Source organism: Pseudomonas sp. TWP3-1, assembly GCF_049896625.1.
Lineage (GTDB): Bacteria > Pseudomonadota > Gammaproteobacteria > Pseudomonadales > Pseudomonadaceae > Aquipseudomonas.
The window spans coordinates 126,230-137,910 of sequence record NZ_JAFCUQ010000013.1 but is presented as its reverse complement, the minus strand read 5'-3'; the positions used below and the strand labels follow the sequence as shown (position 1 = coordinate 137,910).

At 60.6% G+C, this 11,681-nt stretch carries 12 protein-coding genes; 5 read left to right on the top strand and 7 right to left on the bottom strand.

Features of this window, described 5'->3' with window-relative positions; translation table 11 throughout:
- Window positions 1-9: 9 nt before the first annotated feature.
- On the bottom strand, window positions 10-618 hold the full coding sequence (locus ACP7BN_RS18575; protein WP_420648156.1) for a LemA family protein: 609 nt from the start codon (window positions 616-618) through the stop codon (window positions 10-12).
- A 259-nt stretch (window positions 619-877) separates the two neighbouring features.
- On the opposite strand from ACP7BN_RS18575, the gene bglX reads away from it, so the two are divergent.
- Window positions 878-3,169 (top strand): beta-glucosidase BglX, encoded by a 2,292-nt coding sequence (bglX, locus tag ACP7BN_RS18570; RefSeq protein WP_426205571.1) that lies wholly within the window; start codon window positions 878-880, stop codon window positions 3,167-3,169.
- Window positions 3,170-3,300: 131 nt separating this feature from the next.
- Here bglX and ACP7BN_RS18565 read toward each other — a convergent pair whose 3' ends face one another.
- From ACP7BN_RS18565 to ACP7BN_RS18545, 5 genes are all read right to left on the bottom strand, one after another.
- Window positions 3,301-4,458, bottom strand: coding sequence for a phospholipase D-like domain-containing protein (locus tag ACP7BN_RS18565; RefSeq protein WP_426205570.1), 1,158 nt, complete (start codon window positions 4,456-4,458; stop codon window positions 3,301-3,303).
- A 1-nt stretch (window position 4,459) separates the two neighbouring features.
- Window positions 4,460-5,050, bottom strand: coding sequence for a YceI family protein (locus ACP7BN_RS18560; RefSeq protein WP_420648159.1), 591 nt, complete (start codon window positions 5,048-5,050; stop codon window positions 4,460-4,462).
- A gap of 219 nt (window positions 5,051-5,269) precedes the next feature.
- Entirely contained in the window at window positions 5,270-5,575 is a 306-nt protein-coding gene (locus ACP7BN_RS18555) for an amidase (protein WP_426205569.1), read from the bottom strand.
- Window positions 5,572-6,663: a serine hydrolase domain-containing protein gene (locus tag ACP7BN_RS18550; protein WP_426205568.1), complete on the bottom strand. Its 1,092-nt coding sequence runs from the start codon at window positions 6,661-6,663 to the stop codon at window positions 5,572-5,574. The genes ACP7BN_RS18555 and ACP7BN_RS18550 overlap by 4 nt, the downstream gene beginning before the upstream one ends.
- Before the next feature lie 62 nt (window positions 6,664-6,725).
- Complete coding sequence (locus tag ACP7BN_RS18545; protein ID WP_426205567.1) at window positions 6,726-7,604, bottom strand: acyl-CoA dehydrogenase; 879 nt, start codon at window positions 7,602-7,604, stop codon at window positions 6,726-6,728.
- Window positions 7,605-7,756: 152 nt separating this feature from the next.
- Here ACP7BN_RS18545 and olsB point away from each other — a divergent pair, with 152 nt between their 5' ends.
- Both olsB and ACP7BN_RS18535 read left to right on the top strand, forming a co-directional pair.
- Window positions 7,757-8,512 (top strand): L-ornithine N(alpha)-acyltransferase, encoded by a 756-nt coding sequence (gene olsB, locus ACP7BN_RS18540; RefSeq protein WP_420648163.1) that lies wholly within the window; start codon window positions 7,757-7,759, stop codon window positions 8,510-8,512.
- The gene (locus ACP7BN_RS18535; RefSeq protein ID WP_426205566.1) at window positions 8,512-9,303 is read left to right on the top strand and encodes a lysophospholipid acyltransferase family protein; all 792 of its coding nucleotides are present in this window, start codon (window positions 8,512-8,514) and stop codon (window positions 9,301-9,303) included. The genes olsB and ACP7BN_RS18535 overlap by 1 nt, the downstream gene beginning before the upstream one ends.
- 125 nt (window positions 9,304-9,428) lie before the next feature.
- On the opposite strand, the gene ACP7BN_RS18530 is transcribed toward ACP7BN_RS18535, so the two are convergent.
- Window positions 9,429-10,007 carry an ACP phosphodiesterase gene (locus tag ACP7BN_RS18530; protein WP_426205565.1) on the bottom strand — a complete coding sequence of 193 codons (579 nt, stop codon included), beginning with the start codon at window positions 10,005-10,007 and terminating at the stop codon, window positions 9,429-9,431.
- Between the two features lie 169 nt (window positions 10,008-10,176).
- Between ACP7BN_RS18530 and ACP7BN_RS18525 the strand changes: the two genes are divergently transcribed.
- A complete protein-coding gene (locus ACP7BN_RS18525) occupies window positions 10,177-10,479 on the top strand; it encodes an ArsR/SmtB family transcription factor (RefSeq protein WP_426205564.1) in 303 nt (100 codons plus the stop codon).
- Window positions 10,480-10,512: 33 nt separating this feature from the next.
- Complete coding sequence (locus ACP7BN_RS18520; RefSeq protein ID WP_426205563.1) at window positions 10,513-11,679, top strand: MFS transporter; 1,167 nt, start codon at window positions 10,513-10,515, stop codon at window positions 11,677-11,679.
- The last annotated feature ends 2 nt before the right edge of the window (window positions 11,680-11,681 follow it).

Below are 11,681 nucleotides of genomic sequence, written 5' to 3'. Positions count from 1 at the left end.
ATCACCGGATCAGAACTTCACTTCCGGGGCCTTGTCCGCACCGGGGGTGGTGGCTTCGAAGGTTTCACGGGCCGGCAGATCGCTGTACATCACGCTGTGCCACAGGCGACCGGGGAAGGTGCGGATTTCGGTGTTGTATTTCTGCACGGCCAGAATGAAATCGCGGCGAGCCACGGCGATGCGGTTTTCCGTGCCCTCAAGTTGTGATTGCAGGGCGAGGAAGTTCTGGTTGGCTTTGAGATCCGGATAACGCTCGGACACCACCATCAACCGGCTCAAGGCGCCGGTCAGTTGATCCTGAGCCTGCTGGAACTGCTTGAGCTTTTCCGGGTTGTCGAGGGTGCTGGCATCCACTTGAATCGAAGTCGCCTTGGCGCGCGCCTCGATCACCGCCGTCAGGGTTTCCTTTTCATGCGCGGCGTAACCTTTGACGGTTTCCACCAGGTTCGGAATCAGATCAGCGCGACGCTGATACTGGTTCTGCACCTGGCCCCACGCGGCTTTGGCCTGTTCGTCGAGGGTCGGAATGTTGTTGATGCCGCACGCGGTCAGCAGCGTGGCCATCACCAATAACGTGGCCACCTGCAAGCGCGAGCGGTAGACAGGACTGAGATTCATCGGATGGGTGCTCCCTTGCACATTTTCAGAAAAATTGACCGCGAAACATTCTCGGCCGGCTGTTGGGGCATAATCGCCCGCGCCACTGGATTGCTACGGGCCGATGGGCTAAAAAGAGGCCCAGCGCGATCATGCTGTGAAATTCGGCAACGCGCATTACGCCGCCGCATTTGCATCAGTACCCGAACAACAATAGTCGTTCCCTAAATTTTGGCTGGCCGGCATTGCAACGCCGTGTGTGCCCTTGAGAAAACTATTCATGAAGAAGCTGTGTTTGCTGGGCCTGTTCGTCAGTCTGGCCAGTCATCAAGTATTGGCCGCGGCGACCCCGGTGCCCCTGGAAAACAAGGACGCCTTCATCACCGACCTGATGAAGCAAATGACTCTCGACGAGAAGATCGGCCAATTGCGCCTGATCAGCATCGGCCCGGAAATGCCCCGCGAACTGATCCGCAAGGAAATCGCCGCGGGCAACATCGGCGGTACGTTCAACTCTATCACCCGTGCGGAAAACCGTCCGATGCAGGACGCGGCAATGCGCAGCCGGTTGAAGATTCCGATGTTTTTCGCGTACGACGTGATCCACGGTCACCGTACGATTTTCCCGATTCCGCTGGCCCTCGCTTCGAGCTGGGACATGGACGCCATCGGCCAGTCCGGGCGCGTCGCGGCCAGAGAAGCCGCCGCCGACAGCCTCGATATCACCTTCGCGCCGATGGTCGACATCTCCCGTGATCCGCGCTGGGGCCGTAGCTCCGAAGGTTTCGGGGAAGATACCTACCTGACTTCGCGCATCGCCACGGTGATGGTCAAGGCTTATCAAGGCGCGACCCCGAGCGCCGCCGATAGCATCATGGCCAGCGTCAAGCACTTCGCCCTGTATGGCGCGGTCGAGGGTGGTCGCGATTACAACACCGTGGATATGAGCCCGGTGAAGATGTATCAGGATTACCTGCCGCCGTACCGCGCCGCGATTGATGCCGGCGCTGGTGGCGTGATGGTGGCGTTGAACTCGATCAACGGCATACCGGCCACTGCCGATACCTGGCTGATGAACGATCTGCTGCGCCGCGACTGGGGCTTCAAAGGTCTGGCAGTCAGCGACCACGGTGCGATCTTCGAGCTGATCAAGCACGGCGTGGCACGTGACGGTCGTGAAGCGGCGAAGCTGGCGATCAAGGCCGGCATCGACATGAGCATGAACGACACCCTGTACGGCAAAGAGCTGCCGGGCCTGCTCAAGTCCGGTGAAATCGAACAGAAACACATCGACAACGCCGTACGCGAAGTACTCGCGGCCAAGTACGACATGGGCCTGTTCAAGGACCCGTACCTGCGCATCGGCAAGGCTGAAGATGATCCGGCCGACACCTACGCCGAAAGCCGCCTGCACCGCGCCGAAGCGCGTGAAGTTGCGCGTCGCAGTCAGGTATTGCTGAAGAATCAGAATGAAACCCTGCCGCTGAAGAAAACCGCGAAGATCGCCCTGGTCGGCCCGCTGGCCAAAGCGCCAATCGACATGATGGGCAGTTGGGCCGCTGCTGGTCGTCCAGCGCAATCGGTGACCCTGTTCGACGGCATGAGCAGCGTGATCGGCGACAAGTCGAACCTGATCTACGCCCGTGGCGCCAACATCACCGGCGACAAGAAAGTCCTCGATTACCTGAACTTCCTCAACTTCGATGCACCGGAAGTGGTCGATGACCCGCGCCCGGCCAACGTGTTGATCGACGAAGCGGTCAAAGCGGCGCAGTCGGCTGACGTGGTGGTTGCAGCGGTCGGTGAATCGCGTGGCATGTCCCACGAGTCGTCGAGCCGCACCGACCTGAACATCCCGCAAAGCCAGCGCGATCTGATCCGCGCCCTGAAAGCCACCGGCAAGCCGTTGGTGCTGGTGCTGATGAACGGCCGTCCGCTGACGATTCTTGAAGAAAAAGAATCGGCTGATGCGATTCTGGAAACCTGGTTCAGCGGCACCGAAGGCGGTAACGCCATCGCTGACGTGCTGTTCGGCGACTACAACCCGTCGGGCAAACTGCCGGTGACGTTCCCACGCTCGGTAGGCCAGATTCCGACCTACTACAACCATCTGAGCATTGGCCGGCCGTTCACGCCGGGCAAACCGGGCAACTACACCTCGCAGTATTTCGATGACACCACCGGGCCGCTGTTCCCGTTCGGTTTCGGCTTGAGCTACACCGTTTTCAACCTGAGCGACATGGCGCTGTCGTCGACCACGCTGAACGCCACCGGCAAGCTCGACGCCAGTGTGATGGTGAAAAACACCGGCAAGCGTGACGGCGAAACCGTGGTGCAGCTGTACATTCAGGACGTCACCGGCTCGATGATCCGCCCGGTCAAGGAGCTGAAGAACTTCCAGAAGATCATGCTCAAGGCCGGCGAACAGAAAGTCGTGCACTTCACCATCACCGAGGATGACCTGAAGTTCTACAACGCCCAGCTCAAGTACGCGGCAGAGCCGGGCAAGTTCAACGTGCAGATCGGCCTGGACTCCCAGGACGTGACGCAGCAGAGCTTTGAGTTGCTGTAATTCGTCAAACACTGCAAAAACCTGTGGGAGCTGGCTTGCCAGCGATGGCGGACTGACAGTCAACTGAGATGTTGAATATGCCGGCCTCATCGCTGGCAAGCCAGCTCCCACAGTGTTCTAGGGTGACGCCGCTACCCGCGGCGATCCAGGATATTGACCACCACCCGATCCACCCATCCCCAAATCCTCTGCTTGACCCGCCGCCACAACGGCCGGCGCTGCCATTCCTCCAGACTCACCTGCTGACTCAGGCTGAAGTCTTTCTCGAAACTCGCCACCACTGCCGCCGTCAATTGCGGGTCCAGTGCTTCCAGATTCGCCTCAAGATTGAAGCGCAGATTCCAGTGGTCGAAATTACACGAACCGATGCTCACCCAGTCGTCCACCAGCACCATTTTCAGGTGCAGGAAACACGGCTGGTATTCGAAGATTTTCACCCCGGCCTTGAGCAGACGCGGGTAGTAGCGATGCCCGGCATAACGCACCGAGGGATGATCGGTGTGCGGCCCGGTCAGCAACAGCCGTACGTCGATGCCACGCGCGGCGGCCTTGCGCAGGGAGCGGCGGATTTGCCAGGTCGGTAGGAAGTACGGTGTTGCCAGCCAGATCCGGCGCTGGCCGCTGTTCAGCGCGCGGATCAGTGATTGCAGAATGTCGCGGTGCTGGCGGGCATCGGCGTAGGCCACGCGGCCCATGCCCGCGCCGCTGGCAGGGACTTTGGGCAAACGCGGTAGACCAAAATGCGCAGCCGGCTTCCATGCGCGGCGATAACTATTGGCAATCCATTGGCGGTCGAACAGCAATTGCCAATCGAGCACCAGCGGCCCGGTAATGTGCACCATCACTTCGTGCCATTCACTGGTGTCGTGGCCCGGCGTCCAGAACTCGTCGGTAACGCCCGTGCCGCCGACCACTGCCAGACGCTGATCGACCAGTAGCAGCTTGCGATGATCACGGTAGAAATTACGCACCCAGCGTCGCCAGTTCAGGCGATTGTAGAAGCGCAGTTCAACGCCAGCACCCGTCAGGCGTTTACGCAGATTGAGCGTGAACGCGAGGCTGCCGTAATCATCGAACAGGCAACGCACGCGCACACCGCGTTCGGCTGCCAGCACCAACGCCTGGACCATGGTTTCAGCGCAGGCGCCCGCCTCGACCAGATACAACTCAAGTTCGATCTGCTCCTTGGCGTTGGCGATTTCCTCGAGCATCTTCGGGAAGAATTGCGGGCCGTCGATCAGCAGTTCGAAGCGATTGCCGTCGCGCCACGGGAATACCGCACCACGCACGTCAGCGCGCCGTGAAGATCAGCACCGCACCCACCGGCACCGACAGACTGATGGCCGACAACCCGGCCATCTTGCGCAGACTTTCCAGCCCCGGTGCCAGATCGAAATCCTCGGCGCTGATCACCAGCGGCTCCAGCGTGACCACTTGAAAGCGTCGATCATCCAGACGCGTCGCCAGCAGTTCGGCAGGATATTCGTGTTGCTTGCCGTGCAGGTTGACGGTCAGCGGCAAGCGCAATTCCAGCTGCGCACCGGGCGCCAGATCGTTGATCGGGCGCAGATCGATTTGCGTGGTGATGGTCGCTTCGGGGAATTGCTCGATCTGGAACAACTCTTTGCGCATGCGTTCATCGCGCAGCGGGATGCCGCTGTTGATCGAGTCCATCTCGACTTCGACCTCGGCGCGACCACTCGGATCGACCTTGCCGTGCAACACCAGAAAGCGCTGCACTTCGGAAACGTTGGCGTTTTTCGTACTGACGAAAGAAATCCGCGACGACTCGCCGTCCAGATACCAGTTGGCCTGAGCCGGCAAAGCGGCAGCCGCCAGCAATAGGCCGGCAGCGAGGTTGCACAGGGAGCGTTTGAACATTGAAGACTCGTGGGGCCGATAAACGTGCACGAACCTTAACTGCCTGCGCGGTTATTGCAAACCGGATCGCCGCAAATCTGTCGATGGGTGGAAATCCCTGTGGGAGCTGGCTTGCCAGCGATAGCGCCGGCACGGGCAATATTGTTGTGACTGACACTCCGTCATCGCTGGCACGCCAGCTCCCACAGGGCTCTCTATTCACAGGGGAATTGAGGGGGTTCAGGGATTGAGGAGACAGCCTTGTCGTTGGCTCAGCCACTGCGCGCTATTGGTTCGGCCCATGCCGCTGACGGTGATGGTTTTGCTGGCGGCCTCATCGCTGAAGCTGCTCGTCGGTAGCCACTGTTTTACGTAGCCGCGACAGTAATCGGCATCGTTGTTCATCACATAACGGCACGAGCAATACTCTTTGGCGGTGTAGGCGCTGATGATGTCCGGAAACGCCCACAACGCCACGCGCTCATGCCAGATCCAGCCGAGCAGCACGATCAACAGCAACAACAAAAATCGTCCGACCCACTTCATGGCTGCACCGTCCCGGCGAATGCCTTGAGCGCCAGTCTGAGCAATTCGTTGTGGCGGTAACTGCCGTCGCGGTCATCGGCGTAGCGCACGATCACCAGTTTTTCGCTGGGGATCACGTACAGCGCCTGTCCCCAGTGACCGAGGGCGGCAAAGGTGTCGGCGGGTGCATCCGGCCAGGGTGAGGCCGCACCGTCTGCCGCGCGATTGAGCCACCACTGGCCGCCCGGCACCGCTTCGTCCTGATGCGCCTTGTAGCCAACGAACGGTTCGCGGTTGAACGCGACCCAGTCTTTGGGCAGCAATTGCCGATCGTTCCAGCGCCCATCGCGCGCCATCAGCAGGCCGATGCGTGCCAGATCCCTTGCAGTCAGATAGACGTAGGAAGAGGCGACGAACGTGCCGGTCGCATCGGTTTCCCACACGGCGTTGCGAATGCCCAGCGGTTCGAACAGTGCCGTCCACGGATAATCCGCATAGCGCTGCGCGCCGACGATGGTTTTCAGCGCCGCGGCCAAAAGATTGCTGTCGCCGCTGGAATAGCGGAACGCCTGACCCGGTTGTGCGTAAGTGCCGTGATCGGCGGTGAACGCGGCCATGTCGCGATGGCCACGGGTGTAGAGCATCGCCACCACTGAAGATTTAAGCGGGGCGTATTCGTAGTCTTCTTGCCAGTCGATGCCCGAGGCCCAGTGCAGCAGATCGGCGAGGGTGATGGCCGGGTGTCTGGTCAGTGCCGGATAAAACTTCGCGGCCGGATCTTCGAGTTTGAACAGGCCCTCGCCGTAAGCCACGCCGAGCACCGTGGCCATCAGGCTTTTGCTGATCGACCAGGTCAGGTGCGGTGTAACGGCAGTCGTTGGCGCGGCGTAGCGTTCGTAGATGAGCTGCCCGTCGCGGATCACCAGCAAGGCGTCGGTGCGAATGCCTTGGCGGGTCTCGTCGTCGCGATTGGGGAAGGCATAAGTTTCCAGCGCTTCGACGGCCGGACCGGAGATCCTCGCGCCGACGGGCCACTGTTCGCCGGGCCATTGTTCGGCCTGAACGGTGAAGCTGAGCAGCAGCAAAATCAGGGACAAGCCTTTGAACATGGTCAGGCCTCGGCAAACAGACCTGCCGAGGCTAGCCCACAAAAATGACAATCCCACAGGATTCAACGATCCGCCAACGCCTTGGCCAACCGCTTGGCCCGCGCACCCGCCGCCAATTGCATCACCGATTGATCACGCTGCCACATCGCCGCCCACTCCGGATTGCCGTCAGCCAACGCCTGATCCAGTTCAACCTTCAGCGCATCAAACTGCGCAAACAAACCGCCCAGCAGCACATGACCCGCCGGACTGTTCGGCGGTTGCCGGCTCGCCTCCGAACAACCCGCCAACAGCGCCAGCAAGCGCAACTGCAAGGACTGCGGCCAATCGCAGTCCTGGCCGACGCCGTACAACCATGCGGTCATTGCGCTGAGCACATAAACATCTTCAAGGGTGCGAAACGGTTTTACGTAAGCATCCCACCCGTCCCCGGCCAGCAACTCGCACAGCGCACCGTCGAGATGCAACCGACCGTGGCTGATGTCCGGCATCAACGGCAGCGCGGGGAGTTTTTCCACCCGTACGCCAGGTTCGCCGGGGTACACCACCGCCAGACTCAAACGTGGTGATTCGTCGGGTTGTTCACTGCGTGCAGCGATCAGCAGCCAGTCGGCGGCGTCGCCAGCAGTGACAAAGTCCTTGCGTCCGCTCAGGCGTAAATCCTTGAGTCGGGTCTGCATGTCCGCGGGCCGCAGACTGCGCTGTTCGGTCGCACACAACGCGCCAAGGCTCAACGGCGCACTCGGCCAAAGCATGCGCAATGCCGCTTGATAGCCCACCAGAAACGCCAGCCCCGGCGTCGCCATGCGCCGCCCGCCAGCCACCGCCAGTTCAAACGGGCTGACGCTGCCCAGTTGCTGCAACAGCGTGGCGAACCCTTCCGCCAAGTCGGCAACGGCGGGTAAACGTTCGCGGCGTTCAAGCAGGTTCGACCAGTTCATCCGAGGCTCCTCGTGGGCTGTCATATAAGCATCACCAAACATTCATGGCGATGACACCGGGGCTACATAGCCTGACTTTGCACAACACGGCTGCATAAAGAAAGTCGATGGCTGTAACCCACGACGGGTTAATGGCCCGTACGGAGATTCGCATGACTCAGATCGCCCGCATCAGCGACACCGGCAATGAACGCCGCCTGCAAGCCGAACGCCTGATCGGCGCCGAAGCGTTGCAGCAAGCCCAAGCCTTGCGCTTCAACGTGTTCAGCGGCGAGTTCAACGCCAAGTTGAACGGCGCGGAGCTGGGTCTGGACATGGATGACTATGATGTTCACTGCAGCCACATCGGCGTGCGTGACTTGAACACCGGCCGCCTGGTGGCGACCACGCGTTTGCTCGATCACGCCGCCGCCAGCACGCTGGGCAAGTTCTACAGCGAAGAAGAATTCAGCCTGCACGGCCTCGCACATCTGCAAGGCCCGATTCTCGAAATCGGTCGCACCTGCGTCGACCCGGCCTATCGCAACGGCGGCACCATCGCTGTGCTCTGGGGCGAATTGGCCGAAGTATTGAATCAGGGTGGTTACAGCTATCTGATGGGTTGCGCGAGCATCCCGATGCAGGACGGCGGCATCCAGGCGCACGCGATCATGCAGCGTCTGCGCGAACGTTATCTGTGCACGGAACACCTGCGCGCCGAGCCGAAAAAGCCGCTGCCGACGCTGGATATCCCGTCGAACGTGATTGCCGAAATGCCCCCGTTGCTCAAGGCTTACATGCGCCTCGGCGCGAAGATTTGCGGCGAACCGTGCTGGGACGAAGATTTCCAGGTCGCCGATGTGTTCATCCTGCTCAAGCGCGACGAACTCTGCCCGCGCTACGCCAAACACTTCAAGGCGGCCATGTGATGAGCCGGTTGCGGGTGTACGCGCGGATTGCGCGAGTGCTGCTGGTGGTGACGCTCGGTTTGACCATGGCCAGTGTGTTCGGGATGTTCGAGCGCGCCGGGCTGGCGCATTCGATGCTGCGCCGGCAGCGCTGGTCGCGTTTTTTCATGGCGCGCCTGAGCAATGCCCTGCCCTTTCGCGTGACCGTACACGGCGACATGCCGAAACAGCCGATGCTGTGGGTCAGCAACCATGTGTCATGGACCGACATTCCGCTGCTGGGCATGCTCACGCCGCTGTCGTTTCTGTCCAAGGCTGAAGTGCGCACCTGGCCGGTGGCCGGTTGGCTCGCGGCCAAGGCTGGCAGCCTGTTCATCCGCCGTGGTTCGGGCGACAGCCAGTTGATCCGCAAACAGATGACCCGCCACCTGCAACAGGCCCATCCGCTACTGATGTTCCCGGAAGGCACCACCACCGATGGCCGTTCGCTGCGTACCTTTCATGGTCGCTTGCTGTCGGCGGCGATTGATTCAGAGGTGATGCTGCAACCGGTGGCCATTCGTTATCTGCGCGACGGTCAGGTCGATACGCTGGCGCCGTTCATTGGTGATGATGATCTGCTGTCGCACTTGATGCGCTTGTTTGGCAATGATCGGGGAGATGTGGAGATTCATCTGCTCAAGCCGATTGCCTGCGAGGGCCGCGAGCGTGCGGCATTGGCGTTTGAAGCGCAGCAAGCGGTGCAGAAGGCATTGTTTGGGGCAATTCCCGAGAAACAACAAGCCCCGATGCGCCCTGCGATTGCAGCTTGAAATTGAGATCTTGAAATCACGATATGACCCTGTGGGAGCGGGCTTGCCCGCGATAGCGATAGACCAGCCAACATCTTTGTGGAATGTGCTGACGCCATCGCGGGCAAGCCCGCTCCCACAGGGATCTAGGTTGCCTTTGAGCCTTGAGCAAAATCCTGCAGTTGTGGATAAAACAACGCAAAATCCTCACTCAACGGCTCATACAAGCGTCGCAACTCCTCCATCGCTCCCGCCAGTTCTTCCGGCCGGGTCAGGCGCCGGGAAATCCCGCGCAACACCTGCTCCAGCACTTCAAATTCCTGATACGAACCCAGCCAATCGTTGGCCATCATGTGCGGCGCAATCTGCGCCAAGCGTTCGGGCAACTGCCGTTCGCTGGACAACACGCGATAAACGTCCGAAGTGAATTGCGCCAGCGGCCGGTCGGCATACAGCGTCCAGTCGCGCGCCAGGCAGTGGTCGAAAAACACATCAAGAACGATCCCCGCATAACGCCGGCGGGTGGTGGAGAAGCGTCCGAGGGAAACGTCGACCAGCGGATGGCGATCGGTAAATACGTCGATCCGCCGATGCAGCGCAATCGCCGCTTCGACCTCCGGATCAAACTGCCCTTGCAGCCGTCCTTTGACGAAATCGCCATACAGGCTGCCGAGCAATTGGCCGGGGCGCTGGCCACCGAGGTGTAAATGTGCGAGATAGTTCATGGGCGCAGCTTAGCACTGCGTCCTTTGGTTTTTACACTCAGCGTATCGTTATAACCCGATATACCGATTTATGCGGTCATCAGATCAAAATCATATTGGTATATCGCGAAATACCGATTTAAAGTTCGCCTCATCGCGATATAGCGTTTTACACACCGAGCACCCTGCCATGAACCTTGACCTCGACGAAATAATAAAAGCCCTGGCGCACCCAGTACGGCGAGACATCCTCAACTGGCTGAAAGACCCGAAAGTCCAGTTCCCGGAACAGTTGCACAACCACGAGTACGGCATCTGTGCCGGGCAGATCGATCAGCGTTGCGGCCTGTCGCAATCGACGGTCTCCGCACACCTGGCGACCTTGCAACGGGCCGGCCTGATCAGCAGCCAGAAGGTCGGTCAATGGCACTTTTTCAAACGCAACGAGGACGTGATCCAGGCGTTTCTCAGCACTCTCAGTAAAGAGCTCTGACCCTTAACGTCAGCCAGCCAAAAGGAATCAACGATGCCCCTCTCGCTACTCATACTCGCCTTGAGCGCCTTCGCCATCGGCACCACCGAGTTCGTCATCATGGGCCTGCTGCCCGATGTGGCGGCCGACCTCGGTGTGTCGATTCCCGGTGCCGGCTGGCTGGTGACCGGTTACGCCCTGGGCGTGGCCATCGGTGCGCCGTTCATGGCACTGGCCACCGCGAAACTGCCGCGCAAGGCTGCGCTGGTAGCGTTGATGGGGATTTTCATCGTCGGCAACCTGCTCTGTGCAGTCGCCAGTGACTATCAAGTGTTGATGTTCGCCCGAGTGGTGACCGCGCTGTGCCACGGTGCGTTCTTCGGCATCGGTTCGGTGGTCGCGGCAGGTCTGGTGGCGCCGAACAAACGCGCTTCGGCCGTGGCTTTGATGTTCACCGGTCTGACCTTGGCCAACGTGCTTGGCGTGCCACTGGGCACCGCGCTCGGTCAAGAAGCCGGCTGGCGTTCGACCTTCTGGGCCGTGACCGTGATCGGTGTGATTGCACTGATCGGTCTGATCCGCTTTCTGCCGGCCAAGCGTGACGAGGAAAAACTCGACATGCGCGCCGAACTGGCCGCCCTTAAAGGTGCCGGGATCTGGCTGTCGCTGAGCATAACCGCGCTGTTCGCCGCCTCGATGTTCACCCTGTTCACCTACGTCGCGCCGCTGCTCGGCGAAGTCACCGGCGTCTCGCCCAAAGGCGTGACCTGGACCTTGTTGCTGATCGGCCTCGGCCTGACCGTCGGCAACATCATCGGCGGCAAACTGGCGGACAAACGTCTTGGCGCCACGCTGATTGGTGTGTTCGTGGCGATGGCGGTGATCTCCACCGTACTGAGCTGGACCAGCGTCGCGTTGATCCCGACGGAAATCACCCTGTTCCTCTGGGCCACCGCTTCGTTCGCCGCCGTACCGGCGTTGCAAGTCAACGTGGTGACCTTCGGCAAGGCTGCACCAAACCTGGTCTCAACGCTGAACATCGGCGCCTTCAACATCGGCAATGCGCTCGGCGCCTGGGTTGGCGGCAGCGTCATCGCCCACGGCTTCGGCCTCACCAGCGTGCCGCTCGCAGCGGCTGTCCTGGCAGTGCTCGCGCTGCTGGTGACGCTGATCACTTTCCGTCAGAGCGGTAATCCCGAGCTGGCACCTGCTACCCACTGATT